Source organism: Candidatus Profftia lariciata, from assembly GCF_020541265.1.
GTDB classification, from domain to species: Bacteria; Pseudomonadota; Gammaproteobacteria; order Enterobacterales; family Enterobacteriaceae; genus Profftia; species Profftia lariciata.
In genome coordinates, this window is sequence record NZ_CP045925.1 from 872,598 (window position 1) to 897,449 (window position 24,852).

Here is a 24,852-nt window from a genome sequence, read left to right on the forward strand (position 1 = left end):
TGATATATCAGTATATAATAATATTATTAATATTTTATTATTTCTATAAATGTTGTTGTAAATTAAAAATTTTATATTTTATTATACACTATGAATAGTATGTTATATACCTCATAAAACAAAATAATAAAGCATAATGTTAATAAATTAATTATATTTTTAGTTAAAATATAACAAAATATTTTTAAAATAAATAAAATAAAAAATTATTAATAATTATTTTATAATAAATAATACTTATTACATTTATTATCATATATAAAATTAATGTCTCATAAAAACTTTAGTTTACTAAAATATATATTAATTATATTATAAATTATTATTATAAAATAAAAATATTTATTATTGAGATTAATAATATATAAATATTTTATTTATTAAAATCATAAAATCATCAAAATATTTTTAATATTATAAAATAATATATTTGTATTATTAATACAAAATTTTTAATTTCAATAATTAAATATTATAATTATCAATTAATATGCTTATCGTTACTTAAATTATTAAAACTTTAACAAAAACAGTATGTAATTAAATTTATTAATTTTTTAGAAAATGATTAATATCAATAATTTATGAATGTATCAATATCTGATTGTAATTATAAAAAATTAATTTATTTTATTTTTTCTAACGCACGATGACGACATTGTACATGTTTACCTTGTGAACTAAAATATTCAACTAATTGCTCTACTACATAGACAGAGCGATGTTTACCACCAGTACAACCAATTGCTATAGTTAGATAACTACGGTTATTTTTTTCTAACATAGGTAACCAATACTCTAAATAAATACTAGTTTGATTAATAAAGCAATATACTTCAGTATATTTCTCTAAGAAAGTAGCTACTGGTTTATCTAAACCATTCATTGGGCGTAGTTTAAAATTCCAGTATGGATTAGGTAAGAAACGTACATCAAAAACATAATCAGCATTCATAGGAATACCATATTTAAAACCAAAAGACTCAAATACAATTGTAAGATCTCTCTTATACTTACCAAGTAGACGTTTACGTAACATTTCTCCTAGTTCATGAACTGACATATCTGAAGTGTCTATAATAAGATCTGCTCGAGAACGTAATGGCTCTAATAAATATCTTTCTTTATCAATTGCGCTTTCTAAAGAAATATGTTGAGTAGATAGAGGATGTAAACGACGTGTATCGCTATAACGGCGTATTAATGTATTACGGTTTGCATCTAAGAATAAAATTTGTGAAGTAAAATTGTTTGGTATATTACCCATTACTATTTCTAATACTTGAGGGGATTTAGGAATATTACGTATATCAATACTAACAGCAGCTAAAGTATTACGATTAGCTAGAGAATAAGCCAAATTGGGTAATAATTCTACTGGTAAATTATCTACACAATATAATCCTATATCCTCTAGAGCACGTAAAGCAACTGATTTACCTGATCCAGAACGGCCGCTAACAATTATGAGTACCATGTCATACCTTCCTTAATATCAGTTTAACCTAGTTACTGTATATTATAAATATTATGTATATAAAATAATATATCATAATAGTTTATATACATACTTTTAATAAAAATAAAATTTTTATTATTATATAATCCTATGCTATTCCATATTATTTGCACAAAATAACATTATGTTATAGATCTAAAATTATGCAAAATATGATATAAAAATTTATTAAAATATTATATCACTACATAATGATCAATAGTTATAAACTAACTAATAAATACTATTAATGAGGATCATAAAAATATATGGCATATAAAGTATGTTATATATTTTAAAATTTAATATAAACATAATAATATAATAAAAGGTTAATATTTTGATTTTCTAAAGATTTATTATTCATTGTATTACAATACACTAATCTATATTAGTTATTATTATATTTAATAAGTATATTAATATCATAATAAAAATATTTATATTATGTTTATCACTGCAATAAATAATATATTTACTCATAAATTTTATCAAAAAATTTCTTACAAAAGAAATTGTTAATATAATCATGATATGAAATGATAGTATTTAATTAATAAATAAATTTACTATTTAAAATAAATATATAAATATTAAAAATATTGATTATTATCAATAATTAAGAAACATCAATATATTTAAAGCAAGATATATGATATAATAAAATTATAATAATTGTATTATATCTATTCAAAAATAAAACTTTAATAAAATTTATTTTACATTTATATATAAAAATTATTATTTATTAATTATTACACTAAAATAAAACTAGTATTGTAATTGAATTTGTATTAAAAATATAAAATACTCTAGTAATTATCATATATATGATTTTTAATAGAATATTAATATATAAGGATATTTTAGTTGAAAAATTTGTATATTCTAAAAAATTTTTTTTCAAGTGATTACTTATGATTACGATAAGTATTGTGTTTAATATCAATCCAAAATTTTATTACAATTATTTTAATTATAGAATAATAATTTTATATAAAAAATATTTTTATTATAAAATACAAATTATAAAATAATTATTTATTATATGAGGTTTATTGACGTATAGTGTACATGTAATATATGATTAATTATTCTATATGAGTTTTGCTAATTAACCGTAATCAATATATTATGATAACTAAAACTATTGTAGTTTTATTTTATTTTTATTAATACATGAGTAAAATTCTTTTTTATATTAATAATACCTATAAAAATATTAATATTATTTTACTTCTTATTAAACAAAAAATATCTTAATATAAACTATATTACTTATTTAAGTAGCATAATTTTAGTAGATAACAATTAATTAATAATGCTCTTCATTTAAAAAATATTTCTAATATTTAACATCAACTAATGATTAATTTTATATATAATATATACAATATTAATTTACTATTATTTTTTTAACGTTAAGATATATCTATATAATATATAAGAAGAATATATATAGTAAATAAATGATTTTCATCCTAATCTATTTAATAGTATATATTAAATTATATCAGTAATTTATTGATCCTATGTTTTATTTTAATGATAATAGTTTTGATAGAAAGCATATAAAGCGTAATGAAAATTATAAGTATAATATTATATGACAATTATTTTTACATAAATTTTATTACAGCACTGTAAATAAAATAAAGTATTTTATATAAAAAATTTTTATTATAGGTCAAGTACTAATTTATTATTATATAATAATAAATTACTCTCTTGTTAATATTAATTATTATTTACTAACTAATAAAATACTTATTATATACAAGATATCATAATATATTAATATTTTATTAATTAAGAGCGTATATAATTTTTATAAAATACTAAATTTTTTGTTAAATATTATTTTACTTTGTATTAATATTTTGATTATTATAGTTAATATGTTGATGGTTATCAAAAATATATATTCTATATACAATAAAATTTATTATATATAATCTATTAAAAATATTTATACTATTATAGTAATGTGTAATATAGTTAAATTTTTATATTATATATAAATATATATTTCTTAATCATAACATTTAAAAAAAAGAAATTATTTTTCTATTATTAATATTAACTTGAATTATATTCTAAAAGAATATAATACTACGTATTATATATAAATTAATATATACACAAACAATATTATTGTAATAAAAGTAATAATAAGTTATCTTTTGACAAAGATTTTTATCTAAATAGAACTATAAATAATATTACTAAGGATCTTTTTAAATAAAATTAGTATACTTGCATATAAAATTAAAGATTTATAATATCTCTATAAGTAATTTTATATTTTTTAAAACACTACAAAGATCATTAAAATAATGCGATGTAGTATGTTATTAGTAAATATTATGTTGATATCTATAAATATAAAATATTGATTTCATCAATATTATTTATACATAACATTTTTATAAATAACCGGTAAGTAATTATGATTATGAAAAAGATTATACTTTTTCTGCCGGATGACACGGCAACAATCTCATTAAGTCATTCATTAGCAAATATCTGTAATAATGCTATTATTATTTATTTATATGGTGATTTAGGTTCAGGAAAGACTACTTTTAGTCGAGGTTTTTTGCAAAAATTAGGATATAGAGGTCATATTAAAAGCCCTACTTATAATATAGTCGAATCTTATAATATTGCTCTAATGAATATTTATCATCTTGATCTTTATCGTTTATCTAATGCTGCAGAACTAGAATGTATAGGAATCCGAGATTATTGTAATAAGAATGCTATTTGTTTAATAGAATGGCCAGAAAAAGGATTAGGATTCTTACCTGAAGCCGATATAAGTCTCTATTTTTATTATAAACAAAAAGGACGTGAAGTTAGTATTGAGGCGCTGACACAGCATGGCAATTTACTTGTAACACAATTTCAAAAAAAACCATGGTAGTTATGTATATATGTCAATATCCATCTATACAGTAAAGTTCTTGGTAATAGTTTGTTTCTTTTTATCTAATGTAGTATATGCAACACAGCTTATAAATATTAAAGTTTTAAATAAAAAACATAAAGCACAGATTATCTTAATTTTTAATAGACAACCAACTTATACCTATTTTTTGCAACCTAACTTACATAGAGTATTAATTAATATTATAAGCAATACAAAAATAAAAACAAAATTGCCAATAAAATTTAACGATAATAATATATTAAGATGTATTCATACTAGTACTAGACCTAAAACACATAGTATTCAGATTATTTTTGATGTAACGCATAAAATCAACATGAGTATATCTCATCATAGAAGATTAGTAGTATTAACATTAAAAAAATATGTATCAGTAATAATACTAAAAAAACCCTTATTGAATAAATCAATTGTTTCTATTAGATGTAATTGGAAACATAATATTATTAAAGCACATAATAAAATTAAAATAATAAAACATATTCATAAACTTAACTCAAGAATAATCAAAAAAAAGAAAATAATAGTTACGCCAGTGTCTAATTATCAAAGAGCACAATATAATAAAAATAATAAAATTATAGTAGCTATTGATGCTGGACATGGTGGACAAGATCCTGGTGCAATTGGAAGTCATGGTTTATGTGAAAAAAACGTTACATTAGCAATTGCTAAGAAACTACAAAAAATCATGGATAATGACCAGATATTTCATCCTGTACTCACCCGTAATGGAGATTATTTTATATCAGTTATAGGACGCTCTAATCAAGCTCGGAAACAACAAGCTAACCTACTGATTTCCATACATTCAGATGCAGCACCAAACCATAGTGCTGCAGGATCTTCAATATGGTTGTTATCAAAAAGACGTGCAAACAATGAAATGTCAAACTGGTTAGAAAAACATGAAAAACAATCTGAATTATTAGGTGGCGTCAGTAATGTTTTAGCTAACAATCAGCATGATAAATATTTTAGTCAAGCTATTTTAGACTTACAGTTTGATCATGCACAGCATGTAGGATCTGGCGTAGCAGTTCAAGTTATTCGTCAAATGCAAACCATTGGCCATATACATAAATTAAGACCTGAATACGCTAGTTTAGGTGTTCTTAGTTCTCCTGATATTCCTTCACTATTAATAGAAACTGGTTTTATTAGTAATAAAGGAGAAGAGCATTTATTAGGTGATGCCGCGTATCAAGAAAAAATTGCTAAAGCTATTTATAAGGGAGTACGCAATTATTTTATCATGCATCTATAATCAAATAACTGTAAAATAAATGATTAAAATTAAATATTAGTATTTTTTAATAATCTTATTTAGCTATTAATTATAATAGCACTAAATATTATTTTATTAGTATTATTAAGATAATTGATTAATAAAATATAAAATATATAATATACAAAGATAAACGTTTTTTAAAACAACTAAAATAATACAACAGTATTATTATAATAATTAATATATATGTAATATATTATTATATACTACCATCTATTGTATATCAAAAATTTACTATTTATACCATACAAATGATAAAATAAGATAATTCATAAAATAGTATATATTTTAGTGATTATATTAATATATAATATTTCAATATCAAATTAATTAATTATCTTTATTTAAAAGATAGAACATTAAAAAATTATCAGATAATTAAAATATCTATATGATTCAATAATTACTATTTACAATAAATAAATAATTAAGATTCATAATATTAATATTTATCTTAAAATAATAAGAAGTAGCGTATTTTAACTAAAAAATAAATATAATGACTAAGATATTAATAATATCTTTTTTATTAATGTTTTATTATAAATACAATTATTTTAGTATATATGTTTATATAAAATATACAATATCGTTAAAAAATACTTAATAATATACAATTAATGATAAATTTAAAATTATATTTTAGCATATTACTTAATAAAATCAGTATTTTTTATGCAAAGAATATTAGATATAAAAATAATATTTAAAATATTCATCTAATTGAACAATTATAATAAAATATTTTAAATTTATTTTATAATAATTAGTATTATGTTTCTTGATTGTATATACTTACTACAACCTTGTTCAAGGTATATTAATATAGTAAACTATTTATCTCAGTATACTAATAAAAAATAACATATTTTTAAAAGATATTAAAGAATATAAATTTATATATTAGTGTATAAAAATTTTATTTAATATGCATTAAAATAAAACTTATTTTTTAAAAAATTAGTAATTTATATATTATTAGTATATTTAATGATTATGTACTTATTAAGTATAATATATTATTTTTATTTTAAAATAGCATAAATGTATAATTTATGTGATAAAATATTTGATAAATAATGAAATATACTATTATTTGTTAATATAATTATTAATATTTTATATATTTAATTATTCGTCAAATATAACTAATGCATCTAAATATTATTTGATTGAAATAAACAAAATGATATATTTCACACAGTATGTTTATATATATACTTAATTTATTTTTTATTACTATATCATGTAACATATTTAAATAGATCATATTGCGTGATAACATTTATATATAAAATATAAAAATATTTTTACTTCTAAAAACACAATTAAATAGTGATTAATAATCATATATATAAAAATATATTAATTAAAAATTGTACTTACATATTATTTATGAAATACATTTTTATATTTTTAAATACAATCAATATTATTATCCATAATACTTTATACTTATTCAAGTAAGATGGTTATCAAAAATAAATAATAATATTATTTTATTATTAAAATCTATTAAACCTAATATTTGCTATTTGATAGTCTTGATTATAAGAATATAATATATGTACTTATATTATTTCTCTTTTATTAATTATTTATCAAAAATTTACTGAGTATTCAATTACCTATAGTAATTAGTACTTAATGATTATTATTAAATAATAATTAGAACTATATTTTTATATTATTATAAATGTTATCATATAGTTTTTATATCTTATAAATACAAAATCAATCATTATTAATTACCAGATATACATAAAAAACTTAAGAAAATTATTTATGATAAATAATATTAATACAACTGACAAGCATCCTGCTATTTTTATTATGGGACCTACAGCATCAGGAAAAACTGCTTTAGCTATGTATCTTTATTGTCTGTTTCCTGTTGAATTAATAAGCGTTGATTCAGCTATAATATATCGTGGAATGGATATTGGTACTGCTAAACCTACTACAGATGAATTAACAAAAATACCATTAAGATTAATTAATATTTGTGATCCCAAAGAAAGTTATTCTGCAGCTACTTTTCGCTCAGATGCATTACGTGCAATGGCTGAAATTACTTTAAAAGGAAAAATACCATTACTTGTTGGTGGAACAATGTTATATTTTAAAGTATTACTAGAAGGAATATCATTATTACCTACTGCTAACTTACAAATTAGGTCTCAAATAAATACCTGGATACATAAATATGGTTCTAATATACTACATAGTAAGTTAAAAAATATAGATCCAGAGGCTGCTTCTAAAATTCATCAAAATGATATACAACGACTTAATAGAGCGTTAGAGGTATTTCTAATTTCTGGAAAAACTTTTACAGAACTTACTAAACATTCCGATAAGACATTACCTTATAATGTACATCAATTTGCGATTACCACTGAAAAACGTCAACAATTATATGAACGTATTACTTTACGTTTTAATAAAATGATAACTTCTGGTTTTGAAAATGAAGTAAGACTTTTATTTGAACGTAATGATTTACATATAAATTTACCTTCCATGCGTTGCATAGGTTATCGTCAAATGTGGTCATATATAGAAGGCAAAATAGATCATAATGAAATGGTATATCGTGCAATTTGTGCAACGCGTCAATTGGCTAAACGTCAGATGACTTGGTTACGTAATTGGAATGATATTCAATGGATAGATAGTGATAGAACTACACAAATTTTGAAAAAAATAGAACAAATCTGCTAGATAATTGTAATAATTAATAAAATAAATGATTTCTTTATTTAAAATTGAGTATACATATAATATGTTATACTAATAATTCATATTTTGATAGCAAAAGTATATAAGTTAATACCACAATAAAAAAGAGATTAAATAGTATTTATAAATTTAATATCATTAAATTACTATATTTTAATAATATAATAAATATAAGTAATATTATTTATTATATTATATAAAAAGATATGTTATATTATTAATAACTTAAAGATTGCTCTAAATATAGAAAGTTTTTATAAAATTTTAATAATTTAACTAAATTATTCATAATAATTATTAAAAAATATTAATAATATATATGTAAATATATATTAAAATAATTAATCTTATTTTATAGTATAATGAACACTTATTGAACAAAAATAATATTTATGATAAATCATAACTTATTAATATCATTATTGTAACAATTAATAACTTAATATTTATTGCTAATGTACATCAAAGTAATAACATAAATTTTTGTAAAAAATACTTTACTTATAAAAATTATCTAATTATATGATATAATCAACTATATCATTTGTACTAAAGAAATTAATGGTTGTGGGAAAATACCTAATATAACTAATAGTATTCCAGAAATTAGCACTACAATACCACCAGCAGTTAATTCCCAGTTATTTGGTGTATCACGCACTAGTATTTCGGGTGCATGTAGATACATACTAACAGAAATTCTAAGGTAATAGTACAATCCTATTGCGCTACCTATAATAACAGCACCAGTTAACCACCATAAATGTGAATTTACGCTGATAAATATAATATAAAACTTACCAATAAAACCTAACAACATAGGAATACCAGCTAAAGATAACATAGATACCGTCATTAATGCAGATAAAATAGGTCTATGCCAAAAAAGACCACGATATGAAAACAGTGATTCTGCATCGGGACCCCTATACGGACTAGACATTAAACTAACTATACCACAAGAAGTGATACTTGCTAATAAATATCCCACTAGATATACACCTACAGCTTCAACAGAAATCTGCTTATTTTGCAAGGCAATTAAAGTTACTAATAAATAACCTAAATGAACTATAGAAGAGTAACCAAATAAACGTTTAATATTATTTTGACTAATTGCCATCAAACTGCCAAATATTATTGAGCAAAAAGCAACAATGCTAAGCACAAGACGTATTGTATCACTATTAACAATAGGAATAGATATAAAAAAGCGCATAAGAGCTGAAAAAATAGATATTTTACTAGCAGTCATTAAAAATGTTAATACAGGCGCTGAAGATCCTTGATAAACATCTGGAGTCCATAATTGAAATGGAAACAAAGAAAGCTTAAAACCAAAACCAACTAATATAAATCCTAATCCTGCTAATAATAAAGGTTCATGTAGCATTTTAACATCATTTATTCTTTTACCTAAATCAAAAAAAGATAAATTACCAAATTCAGTATAAAGTAGTGCCATACCAAATAATATAAAAGATGAAATAACCGCTGATAGAATAGTATATTTTAAAGCAGCTTCTAAAGAATGTTTCTGTTGACAGGTGTAACCAATTAAACCAAACAAAGGCAAAGACATAAGCTCTATACCTATAAACAGAGCTGCTAAATGATTAGCACAAGCTAGAACAATACCACCTAGCGTAGCTATTATAAGCAGTAAATAAAATTCATCGCGATTATCTCGATAGCCTTTAAGCCAAAGATATGCAAAAGTACTAGTAGCTAGACTAGATAACAATACTAAGGCGATATAAAATATGGAAAAATTATCAATAATAAATAATGGAGTAACTCTTAATGAATCATTTGTTATAGAAATAACTTGACTTACAAAATACAGCGAAAACAATGCTATTATTAAGCCAATAAATGTAATTATTGCATGTACTAAGTTGTTACGTCGCCATGCAATACTTAACATTACGATAATTACTGTTAATCCGACAATTAACGGTGGTAATAAAGCTATTAAATATTGAATAGTTGTTCTCATTGAGAAATTATAACCTTATGATTATCTTGTAATATCAAGATACTAATATTACAGATACCTTATTATTGCCTTAGATGTATCTATAATGGGCTGAGGATACATACCTAGAAAAATAAGTAAAATTACTAATAGCATAATAATTGAAAACTCGCGTACGTTCATACCAGCTAAAGGTTTATTAAATTTTAACTTACCATAGTAAACACGTTGCATCATGCTTAAAGAATAAATAGATGCAAATACTAAACCAAAGGTTGAAATTATTGCAATTACTGGAGTTACCTGAAAACTACCTAATAAAATCATAAATTCACCGATAAAATTACCAGTACCAGGCATACTTAAAGTAGCTATAGCAAAAAATAGCGAGAAAGCAGGAAGATATTTTATTTTTCGCCATAAGCCACCCATCAAATTCATATCACGCGTATGCAGACGTTCATATAACTGACCACAGATAATAAACATACCAGCAGCAGATAAACCATGAGCAAGCATCTGAATAATAGCTCCCTGATATGCTAGATGATTACCAGAATATATAGCAATTAATACAAATCCCATATGGGAAATAGAAGTATATGCAATTAGACGTTTAATATCAGTTTGAGCAAAGGCTATCCATGCACCATAGAAAATACCTATTACTCCTAACCACATGGCGATTGGTGCAAAATTATGTGATGCTTCAGGAAATAAAGGCAAATTAAAACGCAGTAAACCATAAGCTGCAGTTTTTAATAAAATACCAGACAAATCAACAGATCCAGCAGTTGGTGCTTGACTATGTGCATCTGGCAACCAACCATGCAATGGAACTATCGGCATTTTTACTGCAAAAGCAGTAAAAAATCCTAACATGAGTAAATATTGAGTATTATAACTCATTGGTGTATACAATAAATCTTCATAGTTAAAAGTCCATATTAATGTTGTATTGTAGTGTATTAATACTAATCCTATAATCGCAATAAGCATGAATAAACCACTAGATTGCGTATAAATAAAAAATTTATTTGCTGCACTAATACGAGTTTTTCCGTCAGACGCCTTATGTCCCCAAAGAGCAATTAAGAAATACATCGGTACTAGCATCATTTCCCAAAAGAAAAAAAATAAAAAAAGATCAATAGCTAAGAAAACACCAGTAACACCTCCTAAAGTCCAAAGTAAGTTTAAATGAAAAAAACCTTGATATTTTTGTATTTCATTCCATGAACATAATATAGCTAACACACCTAGCAATCCTGTTAAGGATATCATTAGTAATGATAAACCATCTAATGCAAGATGACATGCAATACCGAACCGTGGAATCCATTGCAAAGAAAATTCTGATTGCCACCGTGGAATATGATTAACTTGAGTAAAAAAATAATAATTATGCAACCATAATTGTATAGATAAAATAAATGTTGTAAACATTATAATCAATGCAATCCAGCGTGGAGCTTTAACACTAAATCGTTCACTTTGCCAACTTAAAACACCACCTATAAGTGGAAGAAGAATTAGCCAAGGTAGTAACATGGTGTTTTATATTCCTTAAAGTTGAATATTGTAAAACTTATGGTTAATATAGCTATTGTACTATCATGCAATTATTATATCTTTATAATTATTTAATTAATAACAATAAGGACAATATTATTGTTGTCCCTAAACTTATAGACGCTATATACCAACGTAATTGACCATTTTCACTAAATGCAAAAAATTTATTACCCCAACCTGTAAACATAACTAATAAGTTTGTTAAATAGTTTAATGGATCATGCTGTAATAAGTAAGCACTAATTTTAAAAGGCTTAATAAATATTATGTTATATATCCAATCAAATCCCCCAGCATGGAATAACAAATTTAATAGCCATTTACTTGTAATATCGTGTATTACGCTATTCAAGAATTTACATTTACTTAGCCATAATGCAGCAGCTAGTAATATGCCAATAATAGCAAAAATACCAGAGATAATTTCTAAATTTATTTTTCCTATATTACTATTATGAGTCTCTGGTAATATATTAATTAATGGTTGTATAAGTAAAGAACCAATGAAAGTAGATAATACTAGTAGTACAATTAGCGGTAAATTATGAGCCATACCTAGTTTGCGTATATGTATAGTAGTATATTCTTTACCATGAAAAACTATAAAAATCATCCGAAAAATATATAGTGACGTTAGTAAAGCACCAAATAAACTAATAGTTATCAGATTAATATCTCCAGAAACCATTACTTTCCATAGAATTGCATCTTTACTATAAAAACCAGCAGTACAAATGGGTAACGCTGATAGCGAAGCTCCACCTACAAGAAAGCAAACATATATGAAAGGTAAAGATTTACGTAATCCGCCCATTTTAAAAATATTCTGTTCATGATTACAGCATAGAATAACCGAACCAGAAGATAAAAATAATAGCCCTTTAAAACATGCATGTGTCATTAAATGAAAAATTGCTGCATTCCATGCCTGTACGCTTAATGCTAAAAACATATAGCCAATTTGGCTCATAGTAGAATAAGCTAATACTCGTTTAATATTTGTTTGTACTAAAGCTGCAAAACCAGCTACAACTAAAGTAGTTACACCAATAATACCTACTAAATGCAATATTACTGGAGACATTGCAAATAGACCATGCATACGTGTAATTAAATATACACCAGCAGTAACCATAGTTGCGGCATGTATTAGTGCGGATACAGGGGTGGGACCAGCCATAGCATCAGCCAACCAAGTGTGCAATGGAATCTGTGCAGATTTACTAATTGCTCCGATTAGCAGCATAACGGTTGACCATATAATGGTTGCAGAACCAACTTCTAGTTTTTGCGGTGCCAATGTTATAAGTTCATGTATATTTAAAGTGCCTAGTTCTTTATAAATTAAAAATAAACCAATAGCTAGACATACATCTCCAATACGTGTAATAATAAAAGCTTTCATTGCAGCAGCACCGTTAATTGGATTGGCATAGTAAAACCCAATTAATAAATAGCTACATAATCCCACTCCCTCCCAACCAAGATACATCAATAATAAATTATTAGCTAAAACTAGAACTAACATACTTGCAATAAATAAATTTGTATAAGCAAAAAAACGCGAATAACCTTCTTGACCTAACATATACCAAGAGGCAAATATATGTATAAAAAAACCAACTCCTATCACTATAGATATCATACTAAAAGATAATTGATCAATCATTAAGGTAATTGGAATACTCATACTGTCTATAGTAATCCAATTCCATAAATGTTGATAAAAAATACGTGTACTTATAGATGTGTTATTAAAAAAATCAAAACCAACATAAATAACTACTAAAGCAGCTAAGCCTACAGAATTTATACCTATTATAGCTGATATTTTTTCTGACCAACGGCCACGTGAAAACGCTAAAAATAAAAACCCCGTCAATGGTAACATTATTGTTAAGTAGAGTAAGTTCATCCACGCATCTCACTAATAGTATCGATATCTATAGTATTACGACAACGATGTAATTGTAATAATAGAGCTAATCCAATGCTAGCATCTACAGCTGCTACACTAATAGCAAAAATATACATAATTTGACCATCTACTTGCTTCCAATAGCTTCCAGCTGCTACAAATGCTAAGGAAGCTGCGTTGATCATAATTTCTGAACTAATCAACATAAATAATAAATTGCGTCTAATTAATAGACCAGTTAATCCTAATATAAATAAGATTGCTGCTAGGATTAAACAATGTTGTAATAAAATCATATTGAATCCTCTGCTTTAGCATGTTTAACAGTAATTACTGGAGATTTATTAGTATATCCTTCTATAGATTTATAAAAAAATTCTCTTTTGTATACATGCCCAATATGAAATGCTACAACTAAACCAGCCAATAATAATACAGACATTAGCTCAACTGCTAAAATATATGAATCAAATAGCGAAATACCAACTGCTTTTATATCAATGATATCACCGCTAATACTTTGATCCTTTAAACTAATCATGACATAAATTAATAATATTAATAGAATAAAAGATAAAATACTAGGCCAGATACATAGAGAAAATTTTAACCATATATATTCTTGCTTTATTGAAGTTTTTCCTAAGTTTAACATCATAACAACAAAAACAAATAAAACCATAATAGCGCCAGCGTATATGATAATTTCAAATACTCCAGCAAAATAGGCACCTAAAGAAAAGAATACCATAGCTACCGCTAAAAAAGATGTAATGAGATAAAGTAAGGCGTGAATTGCATTAGTATGCAATATTACGCAAAATGTTGCTGCTACAGCTATTAGAGCTGCTATATAGAATATAAATTCCATGTTTGATTCCTAGTTTATCTCTATATTAATCATTTATTTTTGTTAGGAATATAAAAATATTTTTTCAAATCTGTAAAAATTAAATTTTATCTTATTTTATCATATCTATTTTATAATAAAATATTAAGATAGAATGTTTTTAACATCAATTGGTTTCGCTTCATTTTTAGCCTCGCCTTTATTTTTACCATTAACAGCCATACCAGTTATTCGATAAAAATTATATTCATGATATTTACCTGGTCCTGAAATTAACAAATCTTCTTTTTCATATACTAAGTCCTGACGTTTAAATTCACTCATTTCAAAGTCTGGAGTAAGCTGAATGGCTGTTGTTGGGCATGCTTCTTCACATAAACCACAGAATATACAGCGAGAAAAGTTAATACGGAAAAACTCTGGATACCATCTGCCATCCTTATCTTCTGTTTTTTGCAAAGAAATACAACCAACAGGACAAGCAACTGCACAAAGATTGCAAGCTACGCAACGTTCTTGGCCATCTGGATCACGTGTTAATACAATACGACCACGATAACGAGGTGGAATATATACTGGTTTTTCAGGATATAATTGAGTTTCTCGTTTAGAAAATATATGCATACCAATAAGCCATAGACTACGTATTTGGGTACCGAAACCACTAATTAATTCTTTAAATGTCATGGTTACATCCCCCTGTTATTTAGAGTTATATAAAATAATGGCAGACGTTGCCAAGAGATTTAATAATGTTAATGGTAAACAAATTTTCCAACCAAATGACATTACTTGGTCATAACGAGGGCGTGGTAGTGAAGCACGAACAAGAATAAACAGAATGACAAACAACACAGTTTTAATTATAAACCAAGTAATTGGTGATAAAAAAGGACCATACCAACCTCCAAAAAATAGTGTTACAATCAATGCTGAGATAGTAATAACTCCTATATATTCCCCTAAAAAGAAAAGACCAAATTTCATGCCAGAATATTCAATATGATAACCATCTGCGAGTTCTTGTTCAGATTCTGGTTGATCAAATGGATGACGATGACAGACCGCAATACCTGCAATTATAAATGTTAAAAAACCAAAAAATTGCGGAATAATATTCCATAAATGAACTTGTGATTGAATAATTATTTTAATATTAAAGGAGTCAGCTTGTGCTACTACCCCCATTACTGAAAGACCAAGAAATACTTCATAACTTAAAGTTTGTGCAGATGCCCTAATTGCTCCTAATAAAGAGTATTTATTATTACTTGACCAACCCGCAAATAATACAGCATATACTGTAAGACCTGCCATCATTAAGAAGAATAGAATACCAATATTTAGATCAGATATTATCCACGTTGGGCTAATAGATATAATAGAAAATACTAACAATAAAGATGAAAAAGCAATAATAGGTGCTAAAATAAAAATTAAGCGATCAGAGAAAAGAGGAATCCAATCTTCTTTGAAACACATTTTAATCATATCCGCAAATATCTGTAATGATCCTCCCCAACCGACCCTATTTGGTCCATAACGATTTTGTAATAAACCAAGCAAACGACGTTCTACAAAACTCATGAGTGCCCCACACGTAATTACTACTAGTGCAATTATAATTGCTTTTAATATTGCAAATAAAATAATTATCATATTTGGTGTCAAATAAGTCATAGGGTTATCCATTCTATGTTTTTATTGTTTTAATATTATGAATTGTACTTCCATTAAGTACTGGAGATATTCCTGGTAATCCAAGAGGTAATCCTATTTGACCCAATTGTAAATTTTTGCTTAAACGTACCGGTAATATTAATTGCTGTCCTACAAAAGTAAGTTCTAATATTGCACCATTATTTATGCCAAGTTTTAGTGCATCAACAAAATTTATTATAATACATGCTTCTGGCATATGGGCTTGGATAACTGGTGAACGTTGACTCATTTCTTCACTGCCAAATAGATGATAATAAGGAACAACTATCCAACCAATATTACGATAAGGTTGAGGTACAACTGTGAAATAATTTAATGAACTTGTATTTGTAGCTATAAGACGTATACCTGGATCTCCATAACGCAGATGACCACCTATCTTGTCCTGAAATTTATTCCAAGCCTGAGGAGAATTCCATCCTGGTGCCCATGCAAAAGGAATATGCTGGTTATTTTCTGATACACCACAATAACCTTCCATAGAAAATGTAAAAGCAGTATCCTTATCTTGTGGTTGACGTGGCTCATGTACGCTAATATTAGCTCGCATAGCAGTACGTCCACTGTAGCGATGCGGTGCACGAGCTAGTTTTTGACCTTTAATACGAAACATTGAGTTAGGTGCGGCATCTACAATGCCTTGTAAATATGGATAAGATTTTACAAGAGATATAATTACATGATCTAAACATGTCCAATCAATTTGTTGATTTTTTAATACAGCGTGTATAAAATGCATCCAACGCCAGCTTTCTAGCATAATAGAAGATGGTTTTTTCTTAGGATCATCATAATATACTGGATCATAAACTTGAAAAAAACGTTGAGCTCGTCCTTCCTGGTTAACTAGTGTGCCGTCACTTTCTGCAAAACTTGCAGCAGACAATACAATATTAGCCTTGTTCATAATACTAGTCCATTGATGATCAATTACGATTAAACTGTGCACTTTAGAGAGAGCTGTATTTATACGAACAGCTAACGCATGACGATATAAATCATTTTCTAAGACTACAACAGAATCAGCAATACCTTCTTCTAGTTGATTTAAAGCATCATCCATAGAAGGTGCATTCATCATTGCTACTCCCATACTATTTGCTTCAGAAACAATAAAAGTTATACCTACTGTTTTATTACATACTTTTAATGCTTTTTCGATATTAGCCGCTGCTTCAATTAATGAAGTATAACCGGTATTACTACCTGTTATAATTAGTATTTTTTTTGCTATAGACAATTCTTGTACTATTATATCAACTATTTTTAGTACTTCATAAGACAAATCTTTAACTAAAGGAGCATTATTATCCAAAGCATGTGCAATAGCAAAACCTAAGCGAGCCTGATCAGCAAAAGGAGCATGATAACTAATAGCAGCAATATCATCTAAACGAGTATCATCAATACTAGTAATAAAAAGTGGATATTTAGCTTTCTGCCCGATATTAGCTATAGCTTCACTGTGCCAGTAAGCTATGTTATAGATTTCAGCTATAACCCGTGCTTTGCTTTTTACTGCTTGACGTAATGCTAAAGCAATACGTGCTGCCGTTTGAGTGACATCTTCTCCCAAAATCAATATTGCATCATAGCTTTCTATTTCACGTAAAGATGGAGTATATACACCTCCTTTACGTAAAATATTCTGTATTAAATTTAAACGACTTAATTCACCAGCTTCAATTCCACTATAAAAATTATTTGCACCAACTAATTCACGCAGTGCGTAGTTGCTTTCAAGACTGGCACGAGGAGAGCCAATACCAATTGTTTTCTTTGCTTCGCGTAAAATATTTGCTACATTTTGGATTGCTTGATCAGCACTTAAAAAAATCCAATCATTTCCAAAACGTTGTCGTGGCTGACGTGGTCTATTTTTTAAATTTATATAGCCATATCCAAAACGACCAAGATCACATAAAAAATAATGGTTGATAGTACCGTTGTAACGATTTTCAATACGACGAATTTCACCGTAACGCTCACCAATACTAATGTTACAGCCAACACTACAGTGTGAGCAAATACTAGGAGAAAACTGCATATCCCATTTACGGTTATAACGTTCTGAGTGATTTTTGTCTGTAAATACTCCAGTAGGACAGATTTCTATAAGATTACCAGCAAATTCATTTTCCAAAGTACCGTTTTCCGTGCGCCCAAAATAAAGATTATCATGTGCGCCATATACATCAAAATCTTTACCATCAGCATAGTCTTTGTAGTAACGAACGCAGCGATAACAAGCAATACAACGGTTCATTTCATGAGAAATAAAAGGACCTAGTTCCTGATTATAATAAGTACGTTTAGTAAAACGATAACGACGTAAACTATGACCCACCATTACTGTCATATCTTGTAAATGACAATGACCTCCTTCCTCACATACTGGACAATCATGTGGATGATTTATCATCATCAATTCAATAACACTTTTACGGAATTGTTTTGCCTCATCATCATTTATCGAAATAAAGCTACCACTCTGTACTGGAGTCATACATGACATTACTAAGCGACCATGCTTGTCTTCTGCATTTTGATATTGCTTAATCGCACATTGACGACAAGCACCTATACTTCCTAAAGCAGGATGCCAACAAAAATAAGGAATATCAAATCCAAGTGATAGACATGCCTGTAATAAATTATCTGATTTGTTAACTACATATTCTTGACCGTCTACATAAATTGTAGCCATTATCATATTTCCAATATTTTAAAATATTTAAATTACAGGTGCTATTTAAACAAGTTAGGTAGTTTGAACACTATGAATTATATTCATATTGCCGTAGTATGATGTAACAATGCCTGCTTCAAACTCTTTACGAAAATATTTTATAGCACTTTGTAATGGTTCTACAGCTCCAGGTGCGTGTGCACAAAAAGTTTTTCCTGGACCTAAATGCTGGCATAAATATTCAAGGGTCTCAATATCACCATGTTGACCTTCACCGCACTCAAGTGCACGTAATATTTTAACACTCCACGGTAAACCTTCTCGGCATGGTGTGCACCAACCACATGATTCTTTAGAAAAAAATTCTTCTAAATTACGCACTAATGGAACCATACCTATCTTATTATCAACAGCCATTGCTAGTGCAGTTCCTAATCGACTACCCGCTTGATCGATACTAATAAAATCCATTGGTAAATCTAGATGTTCAGGTATTAAAAAATCTGTTCCTGCTCCACCTGGCTGCCAAGCTTTAAGAGTTAAACCGTCAGACATACCACCGGCGTAATTTTCAAGAATTTCACGAGCTGTAGTCCCAAAAGGTAGTTCCCATAAACCAGGATTTTTCACACGGCCAGAAAAACCCATTAGTTTGGTACCTGTATCTTGACTACTACAAATAGATAAATTTTTATACCAATCTATACCATTTTCAACAATTGCTGGAACATTACACAGGGTTTCTACGTTATTAATACAAGTAGGTTTACCCCATAACCCAGATATTGCAGGAAAAGGAGGTTTAGAGCGAGGTTTAGCACGACGACCTTCTAGTGAATTAATTAATGCTGTTTCTTCACCGCATATATAACGACCAGCACCAGTATGCACAAAGATCTCAAAATTAAATTCTGATTTTAAAATATTTTTACCTAAAAGACATGCTACTTTAGCTTCTGTAATGGCTTTACGAAGATTAATGTCTGCTTCAAAATATTCACCACGCAGAAAGATGTATCCACGATAAGCTTTTAAAGCAAACGCTGCTATTAACATGCCTTCTATCAGTAAATGAGGCATTTGTTCCATTAGTAATCTATCTTTATAAGTACCAGGTTCCATTTCATCAGCATTACATATTAAATAGCGGTTACTAATGGATTTGTTTTGTGACATCAAGTTCCATTTTATACCAGTAGGAAAACCAGCTCCTCCTCGACCTCTTAGACCGGAATCTTTAATTATTTTAATAACTTCATCTTGTGTCATGCTTTTTAATGCTTTTTTAGCACCTTGATAACCATTTTTACTACAATATTCATTTAACCATATAGGTTGCTTATCATCTCTTAAACGCCAAGTTAGCGGATGTTTTTCTGCTGAGCGATAGGGAAATAAAGCTGAAGGAATTATCATGGATAATATTCCAAAAATTGAATGACATTTTGTGGTGTTAAATGCACATAAGTATTATTATCTATCATCATAGTAGGACCTTTATCGCAATTACCTAAACAGCATACTGGTAATAAAGTAAAACGATTATCTAATGTTGTTTGACCGGGTTTAATATTTAATTTAAGTTCTAATGCTACTTGAATATTTTGATAACCATTTATATAACAGACTACACTATTACAGTACCGAATAATATGCCGACCAACAGACTCACGGAATATTTGACTATAAAAAGTAGCTATACTTTCGAGATCAGCTACTGAAACATTTAATATTTCAGCAATAGCATGAAGAGCCTTATCGGCAACCCATCCATATTCTTTTTGTATAATTTTTAATGCTTCAATTGAAGCAGCACGAGGATCTTCGTATTTATATTTTTCATGTTCAATCGCTTTACGAATATTTTTGCTAAGTACATAAAAATCTTTTTTAGCTAAAGATTGATCTAACATAATTAACGATCCACATCTGACATAACAAAATCAATGCTGCCTAGATATACGATCAAGTCGGATACTAAACTGCCACGAATTACTGCTGGAATTTGTTGTAAGTGAGCATAACTTGGAGTACGAATACGAGTACGATAACTCATACTACTATTATCACTAATTAAATAGTAACTATTGATCCCTTTAGTGGCTTCAATCATCTGAAAAGATTCATTAGCAGGCATTATTGGTCCCCATGATACGTGCAAAAAATGCGTAATAAGAGTTTCAATATGTTCTAATGTATGCTCTTTTAAAGGAGGTGTAGTTAATGGGTGGTTAGATTTAAATGGACCTTCAGGCATATTATTATAACATTGTTGTAAAATATTTAAGCTTTGACGTAGTTCTTCTACCTTTATCATAACACGATCATAACAGTCACCATTGTGAGCAACTGGTACTTCAAAAGTAAAATTTTCATAACCAGAGTACGGACGCCATTTGCGTACATCAAACTCTATACCTGTGGCACGTAAACCAGCTCCCGTAACACCCCATTCTAATGCCTCATGTGAATTATATGCAGCAATGCCAATAGAACGACTTTTTAAAATAGAATTATTTAATGCAGATTTAACATAAGAGTCTAAACGCTTAGGCATCCAATCTAGGAAAGTACGCAATAAATGTTCCCAGCCACGAGGTAAATCATGAGCAACGCCACCAATACGAAACCAGGCTGGATGCATACGGAATCCAGTAATTGCCTCAATAATATCGTATATTTTTTGGCGATCGGTAAAAGCAAGAAATACTGGTGTCATTGCACCAACATCTTGAATAAATGTTGATATATATAGTAGATGGCTATTAATACGAAATAATTCAGACAACATAACACGAATAACCTTAACACGTTCTGGAACTTCAATGCCAGCTAGTTTTTCTACGGCTAATATATAAGGCATTTCATTGACACAACCACCAAGATATTCAATACGATCAGTATACGGGATATAACTGTGCCATGATTGACGTTCACCCATCTTTTCTGCGCCTCGATGGTGATAACCAATATCAGGTACACAATCTATTATTTCTTCACCATTTAGTTGTAATATTATACGGAATACACCATGAGAAGATGGGTGATTAGGGCCGAGATTTAAAAACATTAAATCTTCGTGTTCAGTACTTTTCTTCATTCCCCAATCTTTAGGTTTAAAAATTAATGATTCCATTTCTAAATCTTGTTTTTTTTTAGTAAGCTCAAAAGGTTTAAACTCTGTAGCACGTGCAAGATAATCTTTACGTAGAGGATGTCCTTCCCAAGACTGTGGCATCATAATGCGTGTTAAATGTGGATGACCATCAAAAGTAATACCAAACATTTCCCATATTTCACGTTCATACCAATTAGCATTAGGGAAAATAGTCGTCACAGTAGGCAAAGATAAATTGTTTTCAAACAATGCTACCTTTAGCATAATATCACGATTACGTTCAATAGAAATCATTTGATAAAAAACTGAAAAATCTGCTGCTGGCAATCCCTGACGATAAGTACGCAGACGTTCATCTGTACCATGTATATCAAAAAGCATAACATATGGTTGTGGCATTTTCTTTAAAAAAGATAGGGCTTTTAGTAATTGCTCTCGTTGAATCCAAACAACTGGCATACCAATTAGTGTAGATTGCAAGGTCAGGGTGTTAGGATGAAAAAGATTATATAATTCATCGATTACTGGATCATTAAGATGATTGTAAACTTGCCCAACAGGCAAATACAATTTTTGCGTTGTTGAATCTATCATAATTTTATTACCATACTTAACTTTACTTGCTAGAAAAATAGTAACCTAACAAGCTAAACTATAGACTGCTAATTGTGTTAACTCTAATGTTATAATATATTTTAATTTAATTAATTGTTTTTAAAGTTTATTAAAATAAATTATATTTCATCTGGTGAGCGTAAATGTGTCACTGCTATACGCTCAGCTCTTTTACGTTCTTTTTCTGATGGCATATTAGCACGATAAACGCCTTGATCTCCAACTATCCATGATAGTGGACGTTTTTCTTTACTAATAGATTCTTGCAATAACATTAGTGCTTGTATATAGGCTTCTGGGCGCGGTGGACAACCAGGAATATACACATCTACAGGAATAAATTTATCAACTCCTTGAACAACTGAATAGATATCGTACATACCTCCTGAATTTGCACAGGCTCCCATAGAAATAACCCATTTTGGTTCTAGCATTTGGTCATATAAACGCTGAATAACCGGAGCCATTTTAATAAAACAAGTTCCTGCAATTACCATAAAATCAGCTTGACGAGGAGAAGCACGCAAAACTTCAGCGCCAAAACGAGCAATATCATGCACTGCAGTAAATGCAGTCACCATTTCTACATAACAACAAGATAGACCAAAATTATAAGGCCAAAGAGAATTTTTACGACCCCAATTCATAATATTATGTAAAATATTTTCTAGTTTACCTGTAAAAATATTACGGTGAACATGTTGTGTCATAGGATCAACAACTTTTTCTTGTTTCTTAAGTGGATAACATTCGTTCTTGCTGTCTGGGTTCACGCGAGTCAATGTATAATCCATGATTATCCCTTGTATATTTTGTTATGAATAATTATTTTATAAAAATTATTAAATAACTAAGATATAATATTTTATTAGTATATTATGTCTTTTTTTTAAGGCGTTTAGATTTTATTGGAGTCCAATCCAGACCACCAATACGAGTTAGATAAAATAAACTAATTAACAACATTATAATAAAAATAGTAACTTCAATAAAACCAACCCATCCATTTTCTCGTATCGAGATAGACCAAGCATATAAATATAACGCTTCAACATCAAAGATAACAAAGAACATAGCAACCAAATAAAACTTAACAGAAAAACGTAGACGTGCTGAACCTACTGAATCAATACCGGACTCATAAGGAATATTTTTTGTATAAGATTTTTCACCTAATATATATGTTCCAAAAAGCATTAATATAGGCAAACCTATTGAAATCATAATAAATATAGTAAACGCCCAATAATGAGAAATAACCTCAATGTTTTTTAACATATTTTATCTTAATTATTTATATATAACATAATATATTTTATTATATTTTAATACATAATATAATAATATATATAAAAGGAAGAAACATAATACATGTACACTATTATATATATTACATGATTATTAAATATTTAGTAAAGATTTATTATTTTTTGTCAATACTTTTATATTGAAAAAAAATATTTTTAATATAATATTTTATTGTACTAACATAAAATTTACTAATACTAGTTAATAAAATACTAATAATATGTATGATATATTATATTTTATTTATACTAATTATATTTTATATATTTATTTTTTATTTATAATTAATAATTATTTATTACTAAAATTTTAATAGATTTAAAATTATTTATAAGATTATTTTTAGCATACAATAATACTATTATTATAAAGATAATAGATAACTTAGTTAAATAAGAATACCCATTATAAAATATACAATATTAGATATATTATATTATTCATAATTTTTATTTTAATAAATTATATATTAAGAAAAATAATAAAATTATTTAGATTTTACAAAAAATAAAAAATATTGTATATCTTACGCAAGATATAAAAGCATTTTTATTGATATTATGGTTATTCAAAAATCATTATTTTAATAAAATTA

The 24,852-nt window shown here is 27.2% G+C and carries 16 protein-coding genes and 1 pseudogene; 3 read left to right on the forward strand and 14 right to left on the reverse strand.

Annotation, left to right across the window (positions count from 1 at the left end; translation table 11 throughout):
* Positions 1-625: 625 nt before the first annotated feature.
* Positions 626-1,477, reverse strand: coding sequence for an RNase adapter RapZ (rapZ, locus tag GII40_RS02280; protein WP_226813229.1), 852 nt, complete (start codon positions 1,475-1,477; stop codon positions 626-628).
* A gap of 2,476 nt (positions 1,478-3,953) precedes the next feature.
* Here rapZ and tsaE point away from each other — a divergent pair.
* From tsaE to miaA, 3 genes and pseudogenes are all read left to right on the forward strand, one after another.
* Entirely contained in the window at positions 3,954-4,424 is a 471-nt protein-coding gene (gene tsaE, locus GII40_RS02285; protein ID WP_226813230.1) for a tRNA (adenosine(37)-N6)-threonylcarbamoyltransferase complex ATPase subunit type 1 TsaE, read from the forward strand.
* A 607-nt stretch (positions 4,425-5,031) separates the two neighbouring features.
* Positions 5,032-5,706, forward strand: a pseudogene (locus GII40_RS03155) (N-acetylmuramoyl-L-alanine amidase); the annotation flags it as partial.
* 1,824 nt (positions 5,707-7,530) lie between these two features.
* Positions 7,531-8,466 (forward strand): tRNA (adenosine(37)-N6)-dimethylallyltransferase MiaA, encoded by a 936-nt coding sequence (gene miaA, locus GII40_RS02295; protein ID WP_420885604.1) that lies wholly within the window; start codon positions 7,531-7,533, stop codon positions 8,464-8,466.
* Positions 8,467-9,019: 553 nt separating this feature from the next.
* Here miaA and nuoN read toward each other — a convergent pair.
* The 13 genes from nuoN to GII40_RS02360 form a co-directional block, all read right to left on the reverse strand.
* Positions 9,020-10,483: an NADH-quinone oxidoreductase subunit NuoN gene (nuoN, locus tag GII40_RS02300; RefSeq protein ID WP_226813233.1), complete on the reverse strand. Its 1,464-nt coding sequence runs from the start codon at positions 10,481-10,483 to the stop codon at positions 9,020-9,022.
* Between the two features lie 48 nt (positions 10,484-10,531).
* Complete coding sequence (nuoM, locus tag GII40_RS02305) at positions 10,532-12,013, reverse strand: NADH-quinone oxidoreductase subunit M (protein ID WP_226813234.1); 1,482 nt, start codon at positions 12,011-12,013, stop codon at positions 10,532-10,534.
* Positions 12,014-12,101: 88 nt separating this feature from the next.
* Entirely contained in the window at positions 12,102-13,952 is a 1,851-nt protein-coding gene (gene nuoL / locus GII40_RS02310; RefSeq protein WP_226813235.1) for an NADH-quinone oxidoreductase subunit L, read from the reverse strand.
* Positions 13,949-14,251 (reverse strand): NADH-quinone oxidoreductase subunit NuoK, encoded by a 303-nt coding sequence (gene nuoK, locus GII40_RS02315; RefSeq protein ID WP_226813236.1) that lies wholly within the window; start codon positions 14,249-14,251, stop codon positions 13,949-13,951. Before nuoK ends, nuoL begins: the two co-directional genes overlap by 4 nt.
* Positions 14,248-14,826, reverse strand: coding sequence for an NADH-quinone oxidoreductase subunit J (nuoJ, locus tag GII40_RS02320; protein ID WP_226813237.1), 579 nt, complete (start codon positions 14,824-14,826; stop codon positions 14,248-14,250). Before nuoJ ends, nuoK begins: the two co-directional genes overlap by 4 nt.
* 123 nt (positions 14,827-14,949) lie before the next feature.
* A complete protein-coding gene (gene nuoI / locus GII40_RS02325) occupies positions 14,950-15,492 on the reverse strand; it encodes an NADH-quinone oxidoreductase subunit NuoI (RefSeq protein ID WP_226813238.1) in 543 nt (180 codons plus the stop codon).
* A 15-nt stretch (positions 15,493-15,507) separates the two neighbouring features.
* On the reverse strand, positions 15,508-16,485 hold the full coding sequence (gene nuoH / locus GII40_RS02330; RefSeq protein ID WP_226813239.1) for an NADH-quinone oxidoreductase subunit NuoH: 978 nt from the start codon (positions 16,483-16,485) through the stop codon (positions 15,508-15,510).
* 13 nt (positions 16,486-16,498) lie between these two features.
* Positions 16,499-19,234: an NADH-quinone oxidoreductase subunit NuoG gene (nuoG, locus tag GII40_RS02335; protein ID WP_226813240.1), complete on the reverse strand. Its 2,736-nt coding sequence runs from the start codon at positions 19,232-19,234 to the stop codon at positions 16,499-16,501.
* Positions 19,235-19,288: 54 nt separating this feature from the next.
* The gene (gene nuoF, locus GII40_RS02340) at positions 19,289-20,632 is read right to left on the reverse strand and encodes an NADH-quinone oxidoreductase subunit NuoF (protein WP_226813241.1); all 1,344 of its coding nucleotides are present in this window, start codon (positions 20,630-20,632) and stop codon (positions 19,289-19,291) included.
* Positions 20,629-21,129: an NADH-quinone oxidoreductase subunit NuoE gene (gene nuoE / locus GII40_RS02345; protein ID WP_226813242.1), complete on the reverse strand. Its 501-nt coding sequence runs from the start codon at positions 21,127-21,129 to the stop codon at positions 20,629-20,631. Before nuoE ends, nuoF begins: the two co-directional genes overlap by 4 nt.
* Positions 21,130-21,131: 2 nt before the next feature.
* Positions 21,132-22,928, reverse strand: coding sequence for an NADH-quinone oxidoreductase subunit C/D (gene nuoC / locus GII40_RS02350; protein ID WP_226813243.1), 1,797 nt, complete (start codon positions 22,926-22,928; stop codon positions 21,132-21,134).
* A gap of 140 nt (positions 22,929-23,068) precedes the next feature.
* Positions 23,069-23,743 carry a NuoB/complex I 20 kDa subunit family protein gene (locus tag GII40_RS02355; RefSeq protein WP_226813244.1) on the reverse strand — a complete coding sequence of 225 codons (675 nt, stop codon included), beginning with the start codon at positions 23,741-23,743 and terminating at the stop codon, positions 23,069-23,071.
* A gap of 82 nt (positions 23,744-23,825) precedes the next feature.
* Positions 23,826-24,227, reverse strand: coding sequence for an NADH-quinone oxidoreductase subunit A (locus tag GII40_RS02360; protein ID WP_226813245.1), 402 nt, complete (start codon positions 24,225-24,227; stop codon positions 23,826-23,828).
* Positions 24,228-24,852: the final 625 nt, after the last annotated feature.

Bases quoted from the DNA above. Each gene is read 5' to 3' on its own strand.
- nuoG (WP_226813240.1), bottom strand. From the start codon at position 19,234: ATGGCTACAATTTATGTAGACGGTCAAGAATATGTAGTTAACAAATCA.
- nuoC (WP_226813243.1), bottom strand. From the start codon at position 22,928: ATGATAGATTCAACAACGCAAAAATTGTATTTGCCTGTTGGGCAAGTT.
- tsaE (WP_226813230.1), top strand. From the start codon at position 3,954: ATGAAAAAGATTATACTTTTTCTGCCGGATGACACGGCAACAATCTCA.
- nuoI (WP_226813238.1), bottom strand. From the start codon at position 15,492: ATGACATTTAAAGAATTAATTAGTGGTTTCGGTACCCAAATACGTAGT.
- nuoJ (WP_226813237.1), bottom strand. From the start codon at position 14,826: ATGGAATTTATATTCTATATAGCAGCTCTAATAGCTGTAGCAGCAACA.
- nuoF (WP_226813241.1), bottom strand. From the start codon at position 20,632: ATGATAATTCCTTCAGCTTTATTTCCCTATCGCTCAGCAGAAAAACAT.
- nuoM (WP_226813234.1), bottom strand. From the start codon at position 12,013: ATGTTACTACCTTGGCTAATTCTTCTTCCACTTATAGGTGGTGTTTTA.
- nuoL (WP_226813235.1), bottom strand. From the start codon at position 13,952: ATGAACTTACTCTACTTAACAATAATGTTACCATTGACGGGGTTTTTA.
- nuoN (WP_226813233.1), bottom strand. From the start codon at position 10,483: ATGAGAACAACTATTCAATATTTAATAGCTTTATTACCACCGTTAATT.
- nuoK (WP_226813236.1), bottom strand. From the start codon at position 14,251: ATGATTTTATTACAACATTGTTTAATCCTAGCAGCAATCTTATTTATA.
- rapZ (WP_226813229.1), bottom strand. From the start codon at position 1,477: ATGGTACTCATAATTGTTAGCGGCCGTTCTGGATCAGGTAAATCAGTT.
- GII40_RS02360 (WP_226813245.1), bottom strand. From the start codon at position 24,227: ATGTTAAAAAACATTGAGGTTATTTCTCATTATTGGGCGTTTACTATA.
- GII40_RS02355 (WP_226813244.1), bottom strand. From the start codon at position 23,743: ATGGATTATACATTGACTCGCGTGAACCCAGACAGCAAGAACGAATGT.
- nuoH (WP_226813239.1), bottom strand. From the start codon at position 16,485: ATGACTTATTTGACACCAAATATGATAATTATTTTATTTGCAATATTA.
- nuoE (WP_226813242.1), bottom strand. From the start codon at position 21,129: ATGTTAGATCAATCTTTAGCTAAAAAAGATTTTTATGTACTTAGCAAA.